17 protein-coding genes are annotated in these 23,537 nt (G+C 68.5%); 10 read left to right on the top strand and 7 right to left on the bottom strand.

The features are described 5' to 3' along the window. Window positions 1–22 precede the first annotated feature (22 nt). The 6 genes from prsK to JMV16_RS23600 all read right to left on the bottom strand — a co-directional run bounded on the left by prsK (window position 23) and on the right by JMV16_RS23600 (window position 7,130). Window positions 23–2,143 (bottom strand): XrtA/PEP-CTERM system histidine kinase PrsK, encoded by a 2,121-nt coding sequence (prsK, locus tag JMV16_RS23575; RefSeq protein WP_201496777.1) that lies wholly within the window; start codon window positions 2,141–2,143, stop codon window positions 23–25. A gap of 81 nt (window positions 2,144–2,224) precedes the next feature. Continuing rightward, on the bottom strand, window positions 2,225–3,610 hold the full coding sequence (locus JMV16_RS23580) for a TIGR03013 family XrtA/PEP-CTERM system glycosyltransferase (RefSeq protein ID WP_201496778.1): 1,386 nt from the start codon (window positions 3,608–3,610) through the stop codon (window positions 2,225–2,227). Window positions 3,611–4,114: 504 nt separating this feature from the next. Then, window positions 4,115–5,233: a nucleotidyltransferase family protein gene (locus tag JMV16_RS23585; protein WP_201496779.1), complete on the bottom strand. Its 1,119-nt coding sequence runs from the start codon at window positions 5,231–5,233 to the stop codon at window positions 4,115–4,117. Beyond that, window positions 5,217–6,158 carry an HprK-related kinase A gene (locus tag JMV16_RS23590; RefSeq protein ID WP_201496780.1) on the bottom strand — a complete coding sequence of 314 codons (942 nt, stop codon included), beginning with the start codon at window positions 6,156–6,158 and terminating at the stop codon, window positions 5,217–5,219. Before JMV16_RS23590 ends, JMV16_RS23585 begins: the two co-directional genes overlap by 17 nt. Next, on the bottom strand, window positions 6,155–6,454 hold the full coding sequence (locus tag JMV16_RS23595) for an HPr-rel-A system PqqD family peptide chaperone (RefSeq protein ID WP_201496781.1): 300 nt from the start codon (window positions 6,452–6,454) through the stop codon (window positions 6,155–6,157). Before JMV16_RS23595 ends, JMV16_RS23590 begins: the two co-directional genes overlap by 4 nt. A 7-nt stretch (window positions 6,455–6,461) precedes the next feature. Then, a complete protein-coding gene (locus JMV16_RS23600; protein ID WP_201496782.1) occupies window positions 6,462–7,130 on the bottom strand; it encodes a hypothetical protein in 669 nt (222 codons plus the stop codon). A gap of 638 nt (window positions 7,131–7,768) precedes the next feature. Between JMV16_RS23600 and JMV16_RS23605 the strand changes: the two genes are divergently transcribed. Both JMV16_RS23605 and JMV16_RS23610 read left to right on the top strand, forming a co-directional pair. Beyond that, window positions 7,769–8,578, top strand: a complete 810-nt coding sequence (locus tag JMV16_RS23605) for a PEP-CTERM sorting domain-containing protein (RefSeq protein ID WP_201496783.1) — start codon at window positions 7,769–7,771, stop codon at window positions 8,576–8,578. 449 nt (window positions 8,579–9,027) lie between these two features. Then, window positions 9,028–10,860: an asparagine synthase family protein gene (locus JMV16_RS23610; protein ID WP_201496784.1), complete on the top strand. Its 1,833-nt coding sequence runs from the start codon at window positions 9,028–9,030 to the stop codon at window positions 10,858–10,860. Between the two features lie 343 nt (window positions 10,861–11,203). Here JMV16_RS23610 and prsT read toward each other — a convergent pair whose 3' ends face one another. After that, the gene (prsT, locus tag JMV16_RS23615) at window positions 11,204–13,996 is read right to left on the bottom strand and encodes an XrtA/PEP-CTERM system TPR-repeat protein PrsT (protein ID WP_201496785.1); all 2,793 of its coding nucleotides are present in this window, start codon (window positions 13,994–13,996) and stop codon (window positions 11,204–11,206) included. Between the two features lie 422 nt (window positions 13,997–14,418). On the opposite strand from prsT, the gene JMV16_RS23620 reads away from it, so the two are divergent. The 8 genes from JMV16_RS23620 to JMV16_RS23655 all read left to right on the top strand — a co-directional run bounded on the left by JMV16_RS23620 (window position 14,419) and on the right by JMV16_RS23655 (window position 23,533). Beyond that, the gene (locus JMV16_RS23620) at window positions 14,419–15,054 is read left to right on the top strand and encodes an XrtA/PEP-CTERM system exopolysaccharide export protein (protein ID WP_411565065.1); all 636 of its coding nucleotides are present in this window, start codon (window positions 14,419–14,421) and stop codon (window positions 15,052–15,054) included. 46 nt (window positions 15,055–15,100) lie between these two features. Further along, complete coding sequence (locus JMV16_RS23625) at window positions 15,101–16,699, top strand: XrtA system polysaccharide chain length determinant (RefSeq protein ID WP_201496786.1); 1,599 nt, start codon at window positions 15,101–15,103, stop codon at window positions 16,697–16,699. A gap of 4 nt (window positions 16,700–16,703) precedes the next feature. Beyond that, entirely contained in the window at window positions 16,704–17,732 is a 1,029-nt protein-coding gene (locus tag JMV16_RS23630; protein ID WP_201496787.1) for an XrtA-associated tyrosine autokinase, read from the top strand. A 15-nt stretch (window positions 17,733–17,747) separates the two neighbouring features. Next, the gene (locus JMV16_RS23635) at window positions 17,748–19,259 is read left to right on the top strand and encodes a TIGR03016 family PEP-CTERM system-associated outer membrane protein (protein ID WP_201496788.1); all 1,512 of its coding nucleotides are present in this window, start codon (window positions 17,748–17,750) and stop codon (window positions 19,257–19,259) included. Window positions 19,260–19,344: 85 nt separating this feature from the next. Further along, on the top strand, window positions 19,345–20,451 hold the full coding sequence (locus JMV16_RS23640; RefSeq protein WP_201496789.1) for an XrtA/PEP-CTERM system-associated ATPase: 1,107 nt from the start codon (window positions 19,345–19,347) through the stop codon (window positions 20,449–20,451). After that, on the top strand, window positions 20,448–21,593 hold the full coding sequence (gene wecB / locus JMV16_RS23645; RefSeq protein WP_201496790.1) for a non-hydrolyzing UDP-N-acetylglucosamine 2-epimerase: 1,146 nt from the start codon (window positions 20,448–20,450) through the stop codon (window positions 21,591–21,593). Before JMV16_RS23640 ends, wecB begins: the two co-directional genes overlap by 4 nt. A gap of 21 nt (window positions 21,594–21,614) precedes the next feature. After that, complete coding sequence (locus JMV16_RS23650; RefSeq protein WP_201496791.1) at window positions 21,615–22,475, top strand: XrtA system polysaccharide deacetylase; 861 nt, start codon at window positions 21,615–21,617, stop codon at window positions 22,473–22,475. A 5-nt stretch (window positions 22,476–22,480) separates the two neighbouring features. Beyond that, complete coding sequence (locus JMV16_RS23655) at window positions 22,481–23,533, top strand: FemAB family XrtA/PEP-CTERM system-associated protein (protein ID WP_255511433.1); 1,053 nt, start codon at window positions 22,481–22,483, stop codon at window positions 23,531–23,533. The last annotated feature ends 4 nt before the right edge of the window (window positions 23,534–23,537 follow it).

Consider the following 23,537-nt stretch of genomic DNA (forward strand, 5'->3'; position numbering starts at 1 on the left):
GGTGGGATAGCTCTGGTGGTGGTCAGCGGGTGGACCCGGCTTCGGCGCGCAGCAGGTCCGAGCCGTGCTGGGCTTCGAACAGCGGCATCAGCACGGTCACCACCGTGCCCTGGCCGGGCTGGCTGGCCACGCTGATGCTGCCGCCGAGTTCGCGGATGTACTGGAAGCTTTCGTAAGTGCCGATGCCCATGCCGCTGTGCTTGGTGGTGTTGAAGGGGCGGAACAGGCGCTTCTGGACGAACTCCTCGCTCATGCCGGCGCCGGTGTCGCCCACCTCGACCTTGACCTGGCCGCTGTAGCGCTGCACCGACAGCCACACGCGGCCCGTGGCCGGCGTGGCGTCGAAGGCGTTCTGCACCAGGTGGCCCAGCACGCGCTCGAGGCGGTCGTCGTGGCCGCGCGTCGACAGCCTCTCGACAGTATCGGCTTCCAGCGCGCGGCCTTGAGCACGCGCCGTGTCCTGCAGCCGGCGCACGATGGGCGCCAGTTCGACGCCACGGCTGCCGCCCGGCGGCGTGGCGCCCTCGCGCAACTGCAGCATCAGGCGGCGCATCTTCTCGAGCGAGCTCTCCACCGTCAGCAGCATGTCTTCCTGGAACTCGGGGTTGTCGCGCAGCCGCTGGGCATTCTTGAGCATCAGCGAGAGCTGGGTGACGATGTTCTTGAGATCGTGTACGACGAAGGCCGACATGCGGTTGAAGGCCTCGAACTTGCGCGCCTCGAGCAGGGCCTCGGTGGCCTGCATCTGGGCCAGGAAGCTCGCCGCCTGCCGACCTGCCGTCTTGAGCAGGTCGCGCACCTCCCAGTCGAGCTCCATCGCCGTGCGCGGACGCGCCAGCAGCACGAAGCCGAGCAACTCGTCGCCCACATGCAGAGGCACCACCAGCCAGGCGTTGGGCGTGCCCAGCAGCCAGGTCGGCAGCGCCAGCTCGCCATAGTGGCGCGGCGCATTGCGGAATTCGGCCAGGTCGATGACCCAGCCCTTGTCGCGCAGGAAGACGGTGAACGACGAGTCGGCCGCCTCATGCTCTTCCACGGCCGGCATGTTCCAGCGCGCCGCCTGCGAGTAGCGGTCTTCGCCGGCGCCGCGCGCCCACAGGCTGCCGCCCGGACACTCGACCATGTTGGCCAGGCCCTGCACCACCTGCACGCCCACCTCCTGCGGCGAACTCTTGGACGAGAGCATGGCCGTGAAGCGCAGCCATTCCTCGCGGTAGTCGTAGCGGTAGCTGAAGAAGTGCTTGCCGACGAAGACGCGCAGCCAGGACCGCAGCGAGCCCGAGACCATCAGTGCCGCCAGGAAGGCCAGGCCCGCGACCAGCAGCGACATCTGCAGCGCACGGCCCCAGTCGCCGCCGAAGAAGCGCACGTAGTAGCCGATGGCCGACATGAACAGCAGGTACAGGCCGGCCAGCAGCAGCGTGGCCGAGTAGAAGGCCGCGGTGCGCGAGACCTGCATCTTGGCGATCCAGTCAGCGCGCCGCTTGGCGGCGACGAAGAGGAAGGGCACGGACAGCAGGTGGACGGCGCCGCGCACGGCCAGCGCGTCGTCATCGAAGCGGCCGAAGAGCAGGGCCTCTGAGTACAGGTAGACGTCGAAGGCGAAGATGCAGGCCAGGCCCAGGCACACCGGCTTGGCGTTCCAGCGCGAATCGTCGCCGAGGTTGCGGAACAACTGCTCCAGCAGCACCAGTCCGAGCACCGGCAGGGCCAGCGCCACGCCCAGCATCAGGCGCGAGGGCGGCGCGTCGACTTCCTGCGCCATGGCCCTTGTCAGCAGCAGGCCCAGGCCGGCCAGCGGCAGCGTCGCGGCGGCCCACGCCAGCCAGGCACTCTCGGCGCGCGGGCCTGGCCGCCGTGCCGGCAGCGCCAGCAGCAGCAGGAAGGCGAACCACAGGCCGTAGCGGGCCAGATCGAGCAGTGCGGCGGCCAGCAGCCAGCCGGTGCTGCGCGAAAAGGCGTCGAGCACGGTGGCCGCAGCCCAGCTGCCGCTGGCCAGCAGGGCGGCAACGAAGAGGGTGCGAATGCGCTTGCCCGGGTGGCGGAAGCGCCCCGAAACCAGCACATAGCCGGCGAACGCCAGATGCACCAACGCGGCCAGCGCGTAGCCGTAGATGCTCAGGTCGGCGGCACGGTCAGTCATCGCTCACGGCCTGCGCAGGGCTTCGAGGAAGGCCCGCGCGAAGGCGGGCCGTGGCAGGAGCAGACGGCGCCGGGCCGGCGATCAGCGTGCGCCCTTGCCGGTAAGCACCACGCCGATGGTCTCGAACAGAACGACGAGGTCGAGGAAGAGGGTATGGTTCTTCACATAGTACAGATCGTACTGCAGCTTCTCTTGCGAATCCTCGATGGTGGCGCCGTACTGGTAGCGCACCTGGGCCCAGCCGGTGACGCCCGGCTTGACGCTGTGGCGGGCCGCGAAGAAGGGGATCTCCTGCGTCAGCTGCTCGACGAAGAAGGGTCTCTCGGGGCGCGGGCCAACCAGGCTCATCTCGCCCTTGAGCACGTTGAACAGCTGCGGCAACTCGTCGATGCGCAGGCGGCGGATGACGTGGCCGACGCGCGTGACGCGGTCGTCGTTGGTGGTCGCCCAGCGCGGCTTGCCGTCTTTCTCGGCGTCGGTTCGCATGCTGCGGAACTTGATGACCTTGAAGCTGCGGCCATTGAGGCCCACGCGCTCCTGCTTGTAGAGCATGGGGCCGCGGCTCTCGAGCTTGATGAGCACGGCGGTGGCGGCCATGATGGGCAGCGCCAGCAGGAACAGCAGGCCCGAGCAGAAGATGTCGAACACGCGCTTGATGAAGCTGCGCAGCGCGCCCTGGTTGAAGCCGTCGCTGAAGATCAGCCAACTGGCGTTGACGTAGTCAATGCGGATCTGGCCCAGCGTCTTCTCGAAGTGGGTGTTGAGGTCGTAGACCTTGATGCCGTCGAGCTTGCAGTCGAGCAGCTGGCGCAGCGGCATGCTGCCCGAGCGGCGCTCGGTGAGGGCGACCACGATTTCGTCGACGTCCAGTCGGCGTGCGGTTTCGTTCAGCGTACCGCTGAGCTGCAGCAGCTCGTCGGCCGCCACGGCGCTTTCCTTCTCGTTGGGGCCGGGGATGTAACCGACGACATGGGCGTTGGGGTCCGATGCCTTGAGCGTGCTGCCCACCACCTGGGCGGCGGCGCCGGCGCCGAAGACCAGGATGCGTGTACGCGCCTGCGGCACGGCGGCCCAGTGCGAAAGGTAGGCGCGGCGCATCACCACGGCGGTAACCCCGGCCATCGCCGACATCTGCACCGCGCCGCGGCTGGCGATGTCGCTGGGCAGCAGGGCGAAGATCAGCCAGGTCAGCGGCAGCACCACCACCAGCGCCAGCACGGCCCGCGTACACGACTGGCCGAACGAACTGGCGGCTGACTTCTCGTAAAGGCCTGAGGCGCTGTTGATCACGAACAGGCAGGCGGCCAGCGAGACCACATGGGTGCCGGCCAGCGGCATGGCTTCGTTGAGGCTGTCGCCAGCCTGCAGCACGAGGGCGCAGACGATGACGAAGAAGACGACGGCGGCGTCGAAGAAGATGCTGCCCAGGGTTGCCCGGTGGACATAGTGGCTGAAGATTCTGATCATGGCGTCTTCCGGCCCGGGCCCGTGATAGACGGGTTCGTGCGATGCAGTAGGTGGTGGTGGTGCGGCACCGGATTCCGGGCGGTGAAGAGCGGCTTTGCTTGGCGCAGGATTGCGTGAGCTTCCGTCTGGTTGGGTGCGGTACCGGGGTGGCGCAATGCCCTGAGCGCCGGGAGCGTGCCCGCCGCGCCGCGCCACAAGTGACCGGACCAATGTAAGGAGATGCCAGCGACCGCTACAACCCCCGCCTTGAGGGGGTGGACCGACATCTTCTCGTCTTGCGAGAGGATGTCGGGTGATGCAAGCGCGGTCTTCCCGTCCGCACAGGCGGTCGGCAGGTCGGGTCTTGCGAAGGCAGCTTTCATGGCTCGCAGGCGGGTCCGGATCGTGGGGTCCGAGGAGCATAGGCAAGCCAGCCCCGCGCGTCAGTGCCCTGCGCCACGCAGACGGGGGAAGCGCCGATTCCTGCACGCCAAACGGTGGTGTGTCGGGGGGATTTCTGGGGGGTCAGGGATGCGGCGTATCTGCCGCCTGCTCGGCGGCTCTGTCCCCGTTGGTGGACTGCATCCAGGCCTTGGTGGCCAGGTGGCGCAGCAGCAGGGCCGGCGGCATGCGCAGCCAGTGCGCGTGCAGATAGAGTGCCCCCAGCGCGGCCGCGGTGCCGGGCTCGGCACAGGACGGGTGCTGGGCCGCCAGCGCGCGCCGCCAGATGGCATCCATCAGCGACCGCAGCGGCGGTGGCGGCGCGGCGTCGGCGATGGCCGCGGTCACCGCCGCCGGCACTGGCGTGCGCAGGAGTGCCTGTGCCTGGCGCAGGCCGTAGTAGAGCGGCCTGCGCAGGCCAAGCTGGGCGGCGCGCGCCAGCAACTCGGGCCAGAATGCGGCCTCGGCGGCGAACTCGCGCAGCAGCAGGTCGATGTCGGAAAGATCGCGCAAGCCGTGGCTCAGCTCCTCATTGTGGAGCAGGTGGGTGATGCTGTGCAGCACGCGGTCGACCGGCGCCAGCACCTGCACGCGTGGGTCTCCCGGTAACGGCTGCGCCGCAGCCAGGATGGCCTGGGCATCGGGCTGCAGTCGCGCTGTCTCGGGCAGGATGGCGTGGTGGACGTCGACCACGGTCTGCCGCTGCAGGTGCTGCATGGGCGGCAGTTCGTGCATCCAAAGCCGGTAGTAGCGCTGATCGTAGGGCGTGTGGTGGGTGGTGGCCCAGCCGTGCTGCATCAACGCCGCCTCGACCTCGGGCAGTCGCGCCTTGGGCACCATGATGTCGACATCGGTGAACAGCCGCCCGGCACCCGCCACGTTGCCGGCCATCAGGTAGGCGGCGCCCTTCATCAGCGTCACCGGCACGGCCAGCGGCGCCAGCGCCTGCGCCAGGAACTCGACCTCGCGCCGCACCTCGTCGCGCTGCGCCTGCGCCAGCACCAGCACATCGCCCAGGTGCTCGCGCACGCCGGGCGGGGGCGCCGGCATGCCGGGGGCGAGCGCGCGCACGGCGATGCGGGCCAGCAGGTCGGCGTGGCGGGCCTGGCGGATCAGCAGTTCCCACTCGGGCATGGCCAAGCCGGCCGTGGCCTGCGGCTCGCGCAGCGCACGCACGAGCAGGGATTCAGCCGCCTGCGTCATCGACGACCATGCCGCGCTCGCCGGCGGCCAGGCGCTCGAACAGCGGCGCCGCCTCGGCCAGCTGGCTGTAGTGGAAGCGGAAGGACTCGCCGTGCTCGACGAGATCGGCCAGGGCCTGGAAGCCGGCGGCGCCGTGGACGTGGTAGTTGAAGGCGTTGTCGACCAGGGCCATCAGGGCCTGCCCCCGGCTCATGCGGGTCAGGCGGGTCGGCACGCCGGCCTCGTAGCGCGGAAGCACCACCCAGGCCGGCAGCGCCGTCTCACCGCCGCGCTCCACCGCCTCGGCCGGCGGCTGGAAGTGCGCCACCTCGCCCTTGATGGTCTCGCGCACGACGCGGCCGAAGCGGGCTTCGGGTGCGAAGGCGCGGATGACTTCGATCGAACGATTCTTCAGGCTCACCGGGCGCGGCAGGGGCGAGACGCGGCCGCTGGCGGGGTCGATCAGCGCCAGCTCGTCCGACAGCAGGCGCCAGCCGCGCCAGGCCAGGCCCGCGCACAGCGTGCTCTTGCCCGAGCCGGGCGGCGCCGGCAGGATGAGGGCGCGGCCGTTGCGCTCGAGTACCGCGGCGTGCAGGATCAGGTAGCGGTGCAAGTGGGTGGAGATGCACCAGTTCATGCCCCATTCGAGCATGGGGAAGCCCTGGTCGCCTGGCAAGGGCGTGAAAGGCGAGGTGCCGTCGAAGCCGAACACCACCTGGGGCTGCAGCCAGCGGCGCAGGCTGCGCGGGCGCTCGACGCTGACATGGAAATCGGCCAGCGTCGCCGTGTCGGGGCTGTCGTGGCGGGCGTAGTGCAGGGCCATGCCCTCGGCCACGGCTGGCACTCTGGAGCGAATCGACAACACCGCCGGGCCGGTGCGCAGGCGCAGGCCTGGGCCGGCCAGGCGCACGCGCAACTCGCGCGGCGTGAGATCGCCAATCTTCACGCGGGGTGGGCGGTGACCAGCCCCGAGCGGGCCAGGCGTTGCAGCGTTTCTACGAGCATGTCCAGATCATCGCCGATGGCGTCGTCGCCGAAGGCCTGACGCCAGATGGCGGGGGCCGCCAGCGGCGCGGCAGTGCTGCTGACCACCTGCAGCACGGCCGCGGCAGCCGGGGTGAGCAGATGGGTGGACCAGCTGGCCTCGTGGAAGGCCACCGCGTCGTCGGCCCAGATGCGCAAGAGCACCTCGCCGCGGGCGCGGCTCCAGTGGCCGCAGCCTGCCGCTGCGTCGGCCCCCATGGCCGCGTCAGACGGGCATGGTGGTCTTGAGCCAGGCGATCAGGCCGCCGGTCTGGGTGGCCGGCTCGGCGTAGTCGGCGTACCACTTGATGCCGGCCGTGGGTTCGTAGTAGCCGCGGGCCACAAAACTGGCCCAGATTGCCTTCACCGTGGTCTCGCTGAGTACCGTGATGGGCGTGATGCCCTTGGCGGCGTTGAGCAGCGCGGCGACGATGTGGCGTGCCAGCGCGTCGCGGCCCATGTCGTTGCCGGGCAGATTGAGCACCTCGACCAGCGTCAGGTTCATGTAGCCGCCGGCGGCACCAAAGATGGTGTCGAACTTGGTCGCACTGGCGTTGTAGGGTGGGGTGTAGTTGGCGTCGGGGTTGCCGCAGCCGGTGATGGCCGTCGCGCTCGGGATGTACTTGGCCAGTGGCCAGTCCCAGAACTTGCAGGGCTGCTTCCAGTAGCCCGGCGTGCGCCCGCCGCAGACATAGGTATTGCGCGGGCGGCTCGTATTGACCGAGGCAAAGGCCGAGGCGGCTGAACAGCCGACTGCGCCAACGGGTCGGCTGACCACCGACAGCAGTACCGGAGCGCCCGCCAGGCCACCGCGCACGAAACGGCGGCGACTGGCGCGTACCGCCTCCCCGGCGTCCCCGGCGGGGCCGTCAAGTCGCGGTTGATTCGAATCCATGGGGCTGCTCCAGACTGGCGATCAATGGCAGGGATTGTAGGTAGGGCCCCTGTATCCCGTGGTGCCGATGCACCCCGCAGTCCGGGGGGCCGTGCGCCGGCGCGTCTACATGTCACGCTGGCCCACGGCAACCCGAACGGCGACACCCGCCCCAGACGCATGGTGAACCACTGCGCGCGGCGTGGGCGGGTCGGTCAGCGACCATGTTATGCGCAAGGAATACCGGGATCATCCACTGTATTGGATGGTGACATAGCGTCACCTGAGCGGAACTCGGTGCTGGCCTGGGTGGGGTCGATGCGGCGTGAGCAACGGGGTGATCGGGCGTGGTCGGGGCGATGTGTTGTGCCCAAGCTCTTGGCCGTGGCGCCCTGGTTGCCTGGCGCCGGGGCGAAGTCTGGCGCGGGCTGCTTGGCGGGGTGTGGAATGTTCCTGTCGAATATTCTTACAGCGCGCCCCGGAAGCAAGTCCGCGATTTCTGCAAGTCGTTGATTTTTATGATGTTCGGAGGGTTGGTACAACGATTGCTCTAGAGTTGGCAGGGCGGGCTCAGATGGCAAGCCCGCCAGGCAGCGGCAGGGTTCATGTCTTGCCGGCGCCGTCCGAATCCGATGTGTAATTTTTTGGGGGTTAAGGAAATGCGTAAAGTTCTCTCTAAGCTGGCCATTGCAGCCGCTGCCACGATTGGTGCCGTTTCTTCGGCCCAAGCCTATGTGATCCTGACGATTTCTGACGTCACGGGCGGCGTCGTGACGAAGACTTGCGATACCAGCGTCGGCGGCTGCTCCGCTGAGTTCGGCGTGTTCGCTATCGGTGCGAATGCCCTGACTTTCAACGGCATTGTCGGTGACTTCCAGGTTCAGCAGACGTCCGGCATCACCATCTCCAATGCCAACTTCGCGCTGGCCCAGGCCAACAACAACCTGGTCAACCGCACCGACGGTGCCGCCGGCCTGCAAGGTCTGGTGATCGAGTTCACCGCTATGGACGTGATGGCTCCGCCCGACGTGCTGAAGACGTTGTCGGGTTCCGGCTCGATGTCGGGTGCCCCGTTCGGCACCATCACCGCCTCGGACACGGTGCAGACCCGCGTCGCGGTGAATTCGGCCAATCTGAACAGCTTCTTCCCGCCGTTTGCTCTGGGCGGTTCTTCCGGCACGGTGACGGCCATGGGTTGCACCTTCGTCATCGCGACCAATGCCAGCTGCGCGGCGACGAGCACCGGCACCACCGGCGTTGGCGCCACCTCGGTGGTCTGGAGCGATCCGGCCGTGCCGTTCTCCTTCCAGACTCAGCAGCGCTTCGATATCAACGCGAGCGCCTTCGTCGGCACCACGGCCACCGCCGTCGTCGGTCGCCTGCCCGAGCCGGCTTCCACCGCGCTGGTGGGCATTGCGCTGTTCGGCTTGGCCGCCACGGCGCGTCGCCGTTCGGCCAAGAAGGCCTGAATTCGCAAGCCTTGACGGTTTGACGCGGGGGCGCTGGCCCCCGCCACGCTGCCCCAATCCGCTCGCCTGCTCGGCGTGCGCTTGGGGCGGTTCCATTTTTGCGGCATCGGGGCGTTGGCCGGCGTTTGGAATCCGGTTGTGGCCGTGACATCGGGTCAGGTAGCCGGAAAGTGGCTGCTGGACCTTGCGCTTGCGCTACCCTTGCGCCAGCCGTGGCGGCGGACATCTGGCGCCGGCGGCATGCCTGCTTCCTTTGTGCCCATGCCCGCCTCTTTCGACCGCCCTTCGATGGCCCACCTAGTGGCAAGGCGCCGTGGGCGGGCCTCCGTCCGATGACGACCCTGTACGGTCTGGTCGGGGCTGGTTCCGACTTGTTGGCGCCATGGGCTGCATCCTGCCTTGAGCAGATGGAGGCTCGTGCCGGCTCACTCACGCCCCGCAGGCCTTGCATGGCAGCGAAGCTCGCGCCTGATGCGGCCACGGTCCTGGCACTCAGCCAACCGCTGTTCCCGGGCGAGGAACGTCCCGTGGCCACAGCGAGGCGGGGACCACTGAGCGTCGCCCTGGCTGGCGCGCTTGACAACCGCGACGAGGTGTTGCGGCGCCTGGGCCTGGCCGGTGGGGCGGGCAAGGAGGCTGGTGACGCCGAACTGGTGTTGGCGCTGTACGAGAAGTTCGGCCTGGACGCGCCGCAGCACCTGAACGGCGATTGGGTCTTCGCGCTCCGGGATTCGACGCGCCGGCGCCTGGTGCTGGCGCGCGATGCCACCGGCCACAGCGCCCTTTATTGGTGGCAGGGCCAAGGTGGCCTGTTGTTCGCCAGCAGCCTGCCGGTGCTGATGGCTGCCAATGGGGTGCCGCGGCGTCCCAATGCACGCTGGCTGGCCGGCCTGCTGTGCCTGTTCAGTGATCCGGCCCAGGTCGGCCAGACCGCCTACGACGGTGTCCAAGTCGTTCCCCAGGGGCATGTGCTGGTGGCGCAGGCGGGATCGGCCGAACTCAGGCGCTGGTGGTATCCCGAGCGGCTCCGGCCGCTGCACGGGCAGCCGCTTGCCGATCTGGAACGGCAGTTCCTTGGCCTCTACGACGATGCGGTGCGGCTGCGTGTCGACCGCAGCTCAGGCCCGGTGGCCCTGATGCTCAGCGGCGGCCTGGACTCCGGCTCGGTGGCGGCGCTGGCCGCGCCGGCTCTCGCCCGCCGAGGCCGGGTTCTCCAAGCCTATGTGCATACGCCGCGCTTCGAGGTCGGCAGCGATGGATTCCCCGGACAAATGGCCGATGAGTGGGCGCTGGCACTGACCACTGCGCGCCACGTCGGCAACATCGAGGCACGGCCTTGTTCTTCGGATCAGGTAAGCCCGGTGACAGGGATTCATCGCTGGCTGGCGATGGCCGCCGTGCCCTCGTTCGCGCCCAGCAACTGGTACTGGCTGCAAGACCTCTGCGGCCAGGCTGCGGAAGGCGGTGCGCGGACGCTGCTCGTGGGATCTGCTGGAAATGGCACCGTGTCTTATACGGGCGATGGGTCGCTCTGGCATCGGCTGGGGCGCATGGAGTGGGCGACGGTCCAGCGCGAACTCCGTCTCGACCGTGCGGGCTGGGCCGTCGCCGCCCGCGAACGACTGCTCAAACCCCCTTTTCGGCCGGCCTTGCGTGCGCTGAGGCAGGCTTGGGCCAATCGAGGCGCGGTGCCGCCCTGGACCAGCTATTCGCTCGTGGCGCCGGTCCTGGCGTCCAGCCTCGGGCTCAGGGAGGCCATGCGTGAGGCAGGCCACGATCCGGCCTGGGGTGCGCCGTCGGCGGCTCGCGTGCGGCAGTTTCGGCTGAGTTTCTGCGGCGGCGCGGAGAACGGCAATTCCGAATGGGCCGAGCTTGGTCGGACGCATGGCCTGGATCTGTGCGATCCCACGCGCGACCGGCGGTTGGTTGAATTTTGCTGGCGCTTGCCCGACGAGTTGTTCTGGGCCCAGGGGCAGAAGCGGGGCCTGATCAGGCAATCCATGCGCGCCATGCTGCCGCGTGAGCTTCTTGAGAACAGGCGCAGAGGCTTGCAGTCGGCCGATCTGCGTCAGCGATTGCAGGCCGGCGCGGACGAGTTGTTCGATGAGTTCGACCGCGTGTCGCGCCATCCGGCCGTCGGCGCGTTTATCGACGTCCGCCGGCTGGGTGCATCAGTCGAGGCCGTGGTGCGCGGTGGCGATTTCATGCCGAACGAGACTGTGGCGCCGGAGCATCTCATGCGCGCACTGGCCGTGGCCGTGTTTGTCGACGGCTGCGGCTGATCGAACGGGCCATCCTGGCTGTACGGCACTTGCCGCAGCGCCACGGCCTTGGTGTAGCATGCCCTTGCATCCAAACTCGTCGCACCCAATGCCTTGCGGCGACCTCCAGTATCTTGAGGAATTCAACCTATGAATGAGCCACAGTCCCCGATGGTTACTGTTCCCGAGCAACTGCCGGCTTGGGAAACGCCGCAATTGGTGATATCCGACGTGACTACAGCCACTCTTGCAGGACCGGGTCAAGGTCCCGATGGTCCTTTTGCGGGCTCGCTGGGCTCCTGAGCCACCGTCGACGTAGTCACGGCCCCAGCCGCCATGGGGGGGCTCTGAACGGGCTTCCCGCTCAGAGCCGCTTCATCAGCCTGCCGACTTCCGCGTTGCCCGAGAACTTCGCGCCCAGCCCGTCCAGGTACTGCAGTTCTTTGCGCGCCAGTTCCTTGTCGCCGGCCTGAAGCGCGATCCTGGCCAGTCCCAGGCGCAGCAGGTTGTCCTTGGGTGACATCTCGACAGCACGCTGCTGCACGTCGAGCGCCGCCGCGAGCTTGCCTTCGGCCGCCAGCGTGGTGGCCAGGGTGTCCTGCAGCGGGGCGCTGTCGGGCTGCAACTCGACAGCACGCTGCGCGAACTCGCTCGCGCCCTTGCTCCCGATTTTGACCATTACCTCGGCCAAGTTGTTGAGCGCGAGCACGTCGTTGGGGTTAGCGGCCACCACGCGGCGAAGCCGCTTCTCCGCGCCTGCCGCGTCGCCGCGCGAAATGTCGACGTTGGCCTGCAGGTTCTCGAACGCGGCGTCCTTCGGGTGCTTGCCCATCCAGGCAGTGCCGAAGCGGTCGGCCTCGGCGGCGCGGCCGGTCGTCATCAGCAGGCCATAGAGCCGGCCCGCCAGTTCCGAGCTTTCGGTCTTGGCCAGGCCCTCGCGCAAGATCGCGGCCGCGGCGTCGTTGTCCTTTTGCTTGATGTGGAACTGCGACTCCAGGATATAGCCCAAGGGCTGCCTGGGGTTGGCGCGCGTGATGTTGGCAAGGCGGTTCAGCGCTGCCTTCTTGTCGCTGGAGCCCGCGACGATCTCGACCAGCGCCGCCTGCGCCGAAGCCAGGTTGGGGTTGAGGTCGAGCGCCTTGATGGTGGCGGATTCCGCTTGGTCGCGGCGGCCCGCCGCCAGGTAAAGCTCGGCCAGCCGCATATAGGGCTCGGGTGCATCCGGCAACGCGGTGGCCAGCTTGCGGAAGGTGGTGGCGGCCTGCTCGATGTCGCCGGTGCGCACCTGGGTCTGGCCCACAGCGTCCAGGATGCTGGCGTCCCAGGGTATCGCCGCCGCGGCCTCCTGTGCCGCCTGCAGCGCGTCCTTGTACTGACGTTGCCGCATCGCGTAGTCGATCTGGCGCAGGCGGGGCTCGGGCGCCGTAGGCGCCGCCGCGACGGCGTCGGCGTACAGCTTCTTGATCTCCGCCGCGTCAGGCTGGCTGTCGCGCGCCAGGTAAAAGGCCAGCGTCATCAGGGCATAGGAGTTCCTGGGATCGGCCTTGACGCTGGCGCGCAGCCGGGCGATGGCCTGCGCCAGCTTGCCGTCCTTGATGTCGATGTCGGCCAGGCTGCTGACGGCGGCGAACATGGCCGGATCGGCCGCCAGCGCCTGCTCGAAGGATTTGCGGGCTGCGGCGAAGTCGCGCCGGGCCATGTGTACACGCCCCCGGAGTTCCATGTGCGCGGCCTTGCCCGGCTGCTTGGCGAGCATGGTGTCCAGCGTCGCGAGCGCGGCGTCGTACTCGCGGCGCTTCATGCGCGCCGTGAAGATCAGCTCGTCCGCATAGGTGTCCTTGGACTTGGCCGACATCTGTTGCAGATCGGCCAGGGCCGCGCTGGTGTCCCCGCTGTTGAAGCGGGCCATCGCAGCGGCCGCGGTAAGCCGGTTGTTTTCCGGATCGAGCTGGGCGGCGCGCGTGAAGTAGCGCTCGGCCACCGCGTGTCGGCCCAGTCGCAGTTCGGCGTCGCCCGCGAGCGCGAGGGCGTCCGACCAGGGCTGCTCGGCGGCGAGCAGGGGCTTGAGCGTCTCGACAGCCTTGGCGTACTGGCCCTGCCGCACCTGCACTTCGGCCAGGTTGCGCCGCGCGCCAATGAGTGTGGGGTCGAGCAGCAGGGCCTTGTTCAGGTAGGCGGCCGCCTGTGAGACGGAGCCGAGCTGGGCCTCGACGGCGCCGCCCAGGGCCAGTGCGCCGCGGTTTTCGGGGAACACGCGCAGCAGCGATTGCACGAGATCGCGCGAGCGGGCGTATTGCTTGTCCAGGAACGCCAGCTGGGCATCGACCAGGATCGTGTAGGGGTGGCGAGGCTGGGCCTTGCGCAGCGCGTCGGCCGATGCCTTGGCACCAGCGAAATCGCGTTGGCGCATCTGCAGGCTGATGAGCGCGGCGTGGGCGGCGATATAAGCCGGTTCCACCGCCAGCGCCTTGCGGTAGCAGGTTTCGGCCCCCTTGAAGTCGTTCTTGGCCGCGGACAGGATTTCGCCGCGGAACAGCCATGCGTCGTGGCGCTTGTCGTCGCGTGCGAGCACCCCGTCGACGATCACGGTGGCCTCGTCGAACTTGCCGGCGCCGGCAAGCACGCGGGCGCGCAGGATGAGAGCTGGGTTGTAGTCGGGTACGGCCGCCAGCGAAGCGGCGATCGCCGTCTCGGTGCGCGGACGGTCGCCCAACGCGCCCCAGGCCATGGCGACGTTGGCCTTGAGGGCCGCCTGGGCCGCAGGCTCGTCCAGCTTTACATCGCCGTAGCTGGAGACCAGCCGCTTGTGGTCACCGGAAAGCACCAGCGCCCGCGTCAGCGAGGGCAAGACCGTGGCCTTGGGCGCGTTCTCGGCAAGCGCCTTGCCGAACTCGGAGATGGACGCCTCGATCTCGCCCACCTCCAGCAGCGATTCGCCCAGCAGCATCCGCGCTTCGACGTTGCCCGGATTGGATTGCAACGCCGACTTGAACTTGATGATGGCCGCAGCGTGCTCTTTCTTGGCGGCAAACTCCTTGCCAGAGGAGATCAGCGCCTGCGGCGAATTCGCCTGGCAGGCCGCCAGTGCCAGTACGGCGCCCATCAGCGCGCCCGCAAGTCGGCTCCGGTGCAGGAAGTTCGGTGTCGGCATGTCCATGCGGCTTTCAGGTGGCAATTTCAGCACCCTTGCCTTGTCACAAGAATGCCACGGCCGGAACCCTGGGGCGGGCGGCACCCGAGTATCACCGAATGGCTGGGCCGCATCCGGCGGCCCGCCCCCCAAGGCTGGGGATCGGGAACATGCTGCCGCCGAGGACGCCGGGCCCGGAACTGCCTTCCAATCCGACCGGAGGCCGGCACTGCCCGCCTCCGTGCAATGGTGCCGGCGGTGCCCGTTAAAAAATGGGCGCAGCCCGCCGCGAGTCAAGCTGCCCCGGATGGCGGCGTCAACAACCTGTGCCATCATCATTCGCTGTGGACCCGGCACTGCAAACGCCTGTGGCGGGGCCTTTGCACGTCCGGGCGCGTCTTCTCCCGGCCGGGGTCGCCGCTTTCGTCTTTTGATCACAGGAGTCTGAATTGACAAGCAACCGCTCAACCCTGATCGGCCGCCTCGGCGCCGGCGTGCTCTTGGTGCTGGCCAGCTTGTTCGCCGGCTGTGCCGTGGGCACCGCCGGCCTGCCGCCGGCCCCCGCTTCCGCCGCCTCGGCGGACTACAGCTACGTGATCGGCGCCGGCGACAACCTCAACATCACGGTCTGGCGCAACCCGGACCTGTCGATGGCGGTGCCGGTGCGACCCGACGGCAAGATCTCGGCACCGCTGGTCGACGAACTGGTGGTGCAGGGCAAGACCTCGGTCGAGGTGGCGCGCGACGTCGAGAAGAAGCTGGCCACCTATGTGCGCGACCCCATCGTCACGGTCATCGTGACCAGCTTCGTCGGCCCTTACAGCGAGCAGATCCGCGTCGTCGGCGAGGCCGCCAAGCCGCAGTTCCTGCCTTTCAAGCAGAAGATGACGCTGCTCGACGTGATGATTGCCGTCGGCGGCCTGACCGATTTCGCCAACGGCAACGGCGCCACCATCCTGCGCACGTCCGAGGGCAACAAGCAGTATTCGGTGCGCCTGCGCGACCTGCTCAAGCGCGGCGACGTCTCGGCCAACGTCGAGATGCGTCCGGGCGACATCATCGTCATTCCGCAAAGCCTGTTCTGAGGCCCGGCGCCTTCAATCCCTCCAGCGGAAACCGATTACCCTGCCCATGGAAGAGATCGTCAAGCAGATACTGGCCGTCGTCAGCGGCATGTGGAAGTTCCGCTGGCACGGGCTCGTCACCGCCTGGGTGGTGGCACTGATCGGCGTGATCGTCGTCTTCCGCATACCCGATCAGTACGAGGCCTCGGCGCGCATCTTCGTCGACACCGACTCCATCCTCAAGCCGCTGATGTCGGGCCTGGCGGTGCAGCCCAATGTCGAGCAGCAGATCGGCATGCTCAGCCGCACGCTGATCAGCCGGCCCAACATCGAGAAGCTGATCCGCATGGCCGACCTCGACCTCAAGAGCGAGGGCCGCGGCGAACAGGACATCCTGGTCGACAAGCTGATCAAGGCGATCGAGATCCGCACCACCGGCGGCATCAACCTGTACTCGCTGGCCTACCGCGACGCCGACCAGGAGAAGGCCAAGCGCGTGATCCAGTCGCTGGTGTCGATCTTCGTCGAGTCGGGCCTGGGCGCCAGCCGCAAGGACACCGATTCGGCCAAGACTTTCCTGGGCGAGCAGATCAAGAGCTTCGAGACCAAGCTGCAGGAGGCCGAAGGCCGGCTCAAGGAGTTCCGCCTGCGCAATGCCGAGATGCAAAGCGCCGACGGCAAGGACGCCGCCTCGCGCCTGGCCGAGATCAACGGCCAGCTCGAGGCCGCGCGGCTGCAGTTGCGCGAGGCCGAGAACTCGCGTGACGCCGCCAAACAGCAGTTGCAGGCCGAGCGCTCGCAGGCGGGGAGCACCGCCACCCAGAGCCTGCTGCAGGAATCGGCGATCTCGGTTTCCACGCCCGAAATCGACGGCCGCATCGACGCCCTCAAGCGCAATCTCGACGCCCTGCTGCAGCGCTACACCGAGCAGCACCCCGACGTCCAATCGGGCCGCAAGCTGCTCAAGGATCTCGAGGAGCAGAAGCGCAAGGAGATGATCGAGCTGCGCAAGGCCGCGATGGCCACCGCCAGTGTCAGTCCGGCCGGGGGCGGCGCCACTGGCGGCGGCAGCCTGGCGGCGCAGGAACTCAACCGCATGCTGGCCAGCTCCGAGGTGACGGTGGCCGCGCTCAGGGCGCGCGTGTCCGAGTACTCGGGCCGCCTGACGCAGGCGCGCGCCTCGCTCAAGAACGCACCGCAGATCGAGGCCGAGGCGGCCCAGCTCAACCGCGACTACGCCATCACCAAGAAGAACTACGAAGACCTGGTGGCGCGGCGCCAGTCGGCGGTGATGTCGGGCGAGCTCGATGTGGCCTCCGGCATGGCCGAGTTCCGCCTCATCGATCCGCCGCGTGTCTCGCCGCGGCCGGTGTCGCCCAACCGGCTGCTGCTGGTGCCCGTGGTCCTGCTCGCCGCGCTCGGCGTCGGCGCCGCCGCGGCCTTTGCCGGCAGCCAGCTGCGGCCGACCTTCAGCGACGCCAACGAGTTGCGCACCAAGACCGGCCTGCCGCTGCTGGGCGTGGTGACGCTGGTGATGAGCGACGCCGACCGCCGCCTCGAGCGCATGCGCCTGATCCGTTTCGTCTCTGCCTCCGGCAGCCTGATCGGGCTTTTCGCGGCCGGCCTGATCCTCATGTCCCTGATGGGGCGCTACGCGGTGGTATGAAGCGATGACCAGCTTGATCGAACAGGCGGCGCAGCGGCTCGAGCAGCTGCGCCAGGCCGGTGTGGTGCTGCCCGAGTTCGACGAACCGCAGCCCTTCGGCCAGCCGCCGGCTCCGCCCGCACCCGCCGCGCCCCATGTCCATGCCGCACCGCCTCCGCCGCCGCAGCAGCAGGCCGCGGTCGTGGCCGCCGAGGCCGCGTTCGAGGTGGATCTGCCGCTGGATGCCATGGCGGCCTCGTCCAAGCGTGTCGAGATCGACCTCGAGACGCTGAACAAGGCCGGCATCGTGACGCCGGCCTCGCCGCGCTCGCACCTGGCCGACCAGTACCGCGTGCTCAAGAGGCCGCTGATCGCCAACGCCATCGCCAAGGGCGCGGCGGCCGTGACCCACGGCAACCTGATCATGGTCACCAGCGCGGTGGCCGGCGAGGGCAAGAGCTTCACCTCGATCAACCTGGCGATGAGCATCGCCGCCGAGCTCGACCACACCGTGATGCTGGTCGACGCCGACGTGGCGCGGCCTTCGGTGCTGCGCGTGCTGGGCCTGCCACCGGCGCCGGGCCTGCTCGACCTGCTCGAGGGCAAGGCCGAGATGGCCGACGTGCTGCTGCGCACCAACATCGACAAGCTCACCATCCTGCCCAGCGGTTCGCCCCACCCCAAGGCGACCGAGCTGCTGGCCAGTGCCTCGATGCAGGCCCTGCTCGATGACATGGCCACGCGCTACCCTGACCGCATCATCCTCTTCGATTCGCCGCCGCTGCTGCTGACCACCGAGTCGCGCGTGCTGGCCGGCCACATGGGCCAGATCGTCGTCGTGGTACACGCCGGCAGCACGCTGCAGGCCACCGTGCAGCAGGCGCTGGCCACCATCGAGAGCTGCCCGCTCAAGCTGATGGTGCTCAACAAGGCGCGCAGCGGTGCCCAGGGCGCCTATGGCGGCCATGGCTACGGTTATGGCTATGGCTACGGTTATGGCTATGGCGAAGGCCAGGACGCGCCCGCGCCGGGCGCCGAGCCTACGCGCCCCTAGCCGCCCGTGCGCGCCATGCCCCCGTCCCGCAACGTTCGTGTCCGCGCCCTTGCCCTCGGCGCGGCGCTGGCCTGCCTGGCCGGCGCGTCGGCCCGGGCCCAGGAGGCCGCGCGCACCCTTGCGCTCACGCCGCAGTTCGCGGCCTCGGGCATCTTCACCGAGACGCGCAACAGCCCGCGCCAGAACGGCACCGAGCTCACCACCCGGCTGAGCCCGGGCTTCACGCTCAACAGCCGCAGCGGCCGTGTCCAGGGCTCGCTGAACTACACCCTCAACGCGCTGTTCCGCTCGGGCAGCGACGAGGCGCGTGAAATCCAGAACAGCCTGGCCGCCACCTTCACCGCCGAGGCCATCGAGCGCTGGCTCTTCATCGATGCGCGCTCCACCATCTCGCAGCAATCGATCTCGGCCCACGGCCAGCAGACCCTGGCCGACAGCGCGCGTGCCAATGCCAACCGCGCCGAGGTCGGCACGGCCAGCCTCTCGCCGTATGTACGCGGCATGCTGGGTCCGTCGGTCAACTACGAAGTGCGCCTGGACGCCAGCGTCAACGAGACCAAGGGTTCGTCGGAAAACGATGCCACCACGCTGGGCGGTTCGGTGTCGCTCGCCTCGGCCACCCAGGGCCGCCTGGGCTGGGCGCTGGCGCTGACGCAGCAGAACGTCGACTACAAGACCGGCCGCGCCACCGCCAACGAGCGCGCCAACCTGACGCTGAACTACCGGCCCGACCCCGACCTGCAGCTCAATCTCAGCGGCGGCCAGGAAGCTACCGATGTGCTGGCCCAGGACAGCCAGCGCTACGGCAACTGGGGCCTGGGCGCACGCTGGACGCCGACCGAGCGCACCAGCCTGCGCCTGCAGTCGGACCGGCGCTATTTCGGCCGCTCGCACGTCTACGCCTTCGAGCACCGCATGGCGCGCTCGTCCTTCGCCTACAGCGACACGCGCGACAGCACTGGCGGCAGCGGTCCGCGCGGCGTCGGCCAGCCCGTCACGCTCTACCAGCAGCTGTATGCGCAGTTCGGGCCGACCCAGCCCGACCCCGTGCTGCGCGACCAGGCGGTGCTCGACGCCCTGCGCCTGCTGAGCCGCGACCGCAACGAGATCGTGCAGGGCGGCCTGCTCAACTCGGCGGTCAGCCTGCAGCGGCGGCAGGATCTGTCCTTCACCTGGACCGGCCTGCGGGCGAGCTTCAATGTCCAGGGTTTCGCGTCGCGCACGCGCGTGCTCGATACGCTGGGCGGCAATCCGGACACGGGCAGCACGCGCCTGTTCGGCTACACCGGCACGCTGTCGTACCGCCTCACGCCCACCACCTCGGTCAACTTCATAGGCTCGCGCCAGAGCACGGCGGCCACCGATGTGCTGGCGGGCAATGTGCTCAAGTCGGTCAGCCTGGGCCTCACGGCCCAACCCTGGCGGACTGTCGGCGCCTCGCTGCTGGCGCGCTATGCGGTCTTCAACAGCGCGACCGATCCGTATCGCGAAACCAGCGTGACCGGCACGCTCAACCTGCGGTTCTGACGCATGGACAGCAGCCGCCTTCATCCTTCCCCGGCCCCTTCGGGGCGTCTGGCAACGCGCCTTCGGTCGCGCGGGGGGTACTGACATGTACGAATCCTTCTACGGGCTGACCGCCAAGCCCTTCCAGCTCAACCCGGACCCGGCGTTCTACTTCGCCAGCAAGCAGCATCGCCGCGCCAAGGCCTATCTCGAATACGGCGTTTCGCGCAACGAGGGCTTCATCGTCATCACCGGCGAGATCGGCGCCGGCAAGACCATGGTGCTGCGCTCGCTGATCGAGGGCCTGAACGGCAGCAACGTCATCACCGGCCACCTGGTGACCACGCAACTCGGCGCCGAGGACACGCTGCGCATGGTGGGCGCCGCCTTCGGCTTTCGCGTCAAGGACGTGCCCAAGTCGGAGCTGCTGATCACGCTCGAGGCCTTCCTCATCAGCCAGACCAGCAAGGGCAAGCGCTGCCTGCTCATCGTCGACGAAGCGCAGAACCTGACACCGCGAGCGGTGGAAGAGCTGCGCATGCTCAGCAACTTCCAGTTCGGCAACCAGGCCCTGCTGCAGAGCTTCCTGGTCGGCCAGCCGGAGTTCCGCGAGATCCTCCAGCGCCCCGAGATGGAGCAGTTCCGCCAGCGCGTGGCGGCCACCTGCCACATCGGGCCGCTCGACCTGGACGAGACGCGCGGCTACATGGAGCACCGCCTCAAGTGCGCCGGCGCCCAGGGCAAGCCGGCCTTCGAGGCCGGCGTGTTCGAGGTCATCTTCAAGGCCAGCGGCGGCATCCCGCGCCGCATCAATGCCGTCTGCGACCGCCTGCTGCTGGCCGGGTTCCTGGCCGGCCGGGTGCTGCTCACGGTGGCCGATGCCAACGAGGTGGTGCGCGAGTTCCAGGCCGAGAACGAGGTGCCTTCACGACCGGCGCCGCTGCAGCCGGCCATGGTGGGCGGCGAGCCCATGATGCCCGGCGGCATGGCCGGCGCCGTGCTCGATGTCGACCTCGGCAAGCTCAAGCTCGACGCCGAAACAGCCGATGGCATCAGCAAGCAGATCACCAGCCTCACTGCCGACCAGCGCACCGACCAGCTGCAGCGGCTCGAGCGCAGCCTGATGCGCCTGGAGCGCATCAATGTGCAGACGCTGTCGATGCTGCAGAAGCTGGTGAGCGCGGTGCGAAAGAACGAAGACAAGCCCAAATGACGACCCGCGAGTTGAGTGCCGGCCCGGTGATGTGCGTCGTGGGCGCGCGACCTAATTTCATGAAGATGGCGCCCATCCTGCGCGCGCTGGCGGCCCACCGGCCGCCGCTGCCGGCGCTGCTGCTGCACACCGGGCAGCACTACGACGCCGCCATGAGCGACCAGCTCTTTGCCGACCTGCGCCTGCCGCGGCCCGACATCAATCTCGAGGTCGGCTCGGCCAGCCATGCAGTGCAGACGGCCGAGGTGATGAAGCGCTTCGAGCCGGCGCTGGACGAGCACAAGCCCGGCTGCGTGCTGGTGGTGGGCGATGTCAATTCGACCTTGGCCTGTACGCTGGTGGCGGTGAAGAAGAACGTGCCGGTGGTACACGTCGAGGCCGGCCTGCGCAGCTACGACCGCAAGATGCCGGAGGAAATCAACCGCGTGCTCACCGACCAGGTGGCCGATCGCCTCTACACCACCGAGCGCAGCGCCACCGACAACCTGGTGCGCGAAGGCATTGCCGAGTCGCGCGTGTGCTTCGCCGGCAATGTGATGATCGATTCGCTGCTGTCCAACCGCGCCCAGGCGCGGCCGGTGGCCGACACCCTGCGCGATGGCGGCCATGACCCGGCGCTGCTGCAGCAAGGCTGGGGCGTGGTCACGCTGCACCGGCCGTCCAATGTCGACGACGCCCAGACCCTGGGCCGTCTGCTCGGCGTGCTGGGCGAGGTGGCGCGGCGCCTGCCCCTGGTCTTTGCGCTGCATCCGCGCACGCGCGCCAACATCGAGCGCTTCGGCCTCGGCGCGCTGATAGACCCGCAGCGCATGCTGCTTCTGCCGCCCCAGGGCTATCTCGAAATGCTGGGCCTGATGGCCGGCGCCACCATGGTGCTCACCGATTCCGGCGGCCTGCAGGAAGAGACAACCGCCCTCGGTGTGCCTTGCCTCACGCTGCGCGACAACACCGAGCGCCCGATCACGGTCGAGCAGGGTACAAACACCATGGTCGGCCGCGATGTGCAGGCGATCCGCGAGGCGGCCGCCGAGATCCTGGCCGGCCGCGGCAAGCGCGGGCGGGTGCCCGAGCTGTGGGACGGCCATGCCGCCGAACGCATTGCCGCCGATCTCTACCAATGGCTGCGCGCTGGCGCTCCCTGAACCTGGATTCCTGCCCTACCGATGCTCGCTCCCGCGATCACCAATGCACTCACCATCGACGTGGAGGATTATTTCCAGGTCTCGGCCTTCGCGCCCTATATCCGGCGCGACGAATGGGAGACGCGCGAATGCCGCGTCGAACGCAACGTCAACCGCATCCTCGACCTGCTGGCCGAGCGCCAGACCCAGGCCACCTTCTTCACGCTGGGCTGGGTGGCCGAGCGCTACCCGCAGATCGTGCGCCGCATCGTCGCCGAGGGCCATGAGCTGGCCAGCCACGGCTACGGCCACGAGCGCGCCAGCGATCTCAGCCCCGAGGCCTTCACCGCCGACGTGACGCGCGCCAAGAAGCTGCTCGAAGACCTGGGCGGCACGGCGGTCCAGGGCTATCGCGCGCCCAGCTTCTCCATCGGCTCGTCCAACCTCTGGGCCTTCGATGTGCTGGCGCGCACCGGCCACGGCTACAGCTCCAGCATCTACCCGATACGCCACGACCACTACGGCATGCCCGACTCGCCCCGCTTCGCCTACCGCCTGGCCAATGGCCTGCTCGAGATTCCCGTCACCACGCTGCGGCTGGCGAGCCGCAACCTGCCCTCCAGCGGTGGCGGCTATTTCAGGCTGCTGCCCTATGCACTGTCGCGCTGGATGCTGCGGCGGGTGAACCGCGAAGACCGCGAGGCGGCCGTCTTCTACTTCCACCCCTGGGAAATCGACCCCGGCCAGCCGCGCGTGGCCGGCATCAACGCCAAGACGCGCTTTCGCCACTACGTCAACATCGATCGCACGGAGGCCCGCCTGCAGCATCTGCTGGCCGACTTCCGATGGGGACGCATGGATCAGATCTTCCTGCCCCGCCTGCGCAACGGCGCTGGGGGCTGAACGCCGTGCCCACCGTCTCGCGTCTGAATACCCAGGACGCCCGCGAGCTGGCCTCGTGGGATGCCTACGTGATGGCCTGTCCCCAGGCCACCTTTTTCCACCGCGCCGGCTGGCAGCGCATCCTGCGCGAGGTCTACGGCCACGAGCCCTACTTCCTGCTCGCGCGCACGGGTGAGGGCTCGGCGAGCCGCATCACCGGCGTGCTGCCGCTGGCCCATGTGAAGAGCTGGCTGTTCGGCAGCTCGCTCACCAGCCTGCCCTTTGCCGCCTATGGCGGCGTGGCCGCCGACGACGAGGCCAGTGCCGCCGCGCTGGAGGCCGAGGCCGACCGCCTGGCGCGCCAGCTCGATGTGCCCCACCTGGAGCTGCGGCATCTTGATCGCCAGCACCACCCCGACTGGCCGCAGCAGGATCTCTACGTCACCTTCCGCAAGGCCATCCTGCCCGAGGAAGAGGCCAATATGCTGGCCATTCCGCGCAAGCAGCGCGCGATGGTGCGCAAGGGCATCAAGAACGGGCTCGTCGCCGAGATCGACCCCACGGTTGATCGTTTCTTCGCCCTTTTCGCCAGCAACGTACACCGCCATGGCACGCCGGCCATGCCCAAGCGCTACTTCGAGGAACTGGTGCGCGAGTTCGGCGCCGACTGCGAGGTGCTCACCGTCAGCGGCCCCGACGGCCGGCCGCTGTCGTCGGTGTTCAGCTTCTACTTCCGCGACGAGGTGCTGCCCTACTACGCCGGTGATGACGAGGCGGCGCGCGACCTGGCGGCCAACGATTTCAAGTACTGGGAGCTGATGCGGCGCGCCTGCGCCCGCGGCCTCAAGGTCTTCGACTACGGCCGCAGCAAGCAGGGCACCGGGCCTTACGCCTTCAAGAAGAACTGGGGCTTCGAGCCGCAGCCGCTGCACTACGAGTACCGCCTTTACAAGCGCGACACCGTGCCCCAGAACAACCCGTCCAACGCCAAGTACCGGATGCTCATCGCCACCTGGAAGAAGCTGCCGCTGGGCGTCGTCAACTGGCTGGGCCCTTACATCGTGCGAAGCCTGGGGTAGGGCC

This window comes from Rubrivivax sp. A210 (assembly GCF_904426505.1).
GTDB lineage: Bacteria > Pseudomonadota > Gammaproteobacteria > Burkholderiales > Burkholderiaceae_C > Rubrivivax.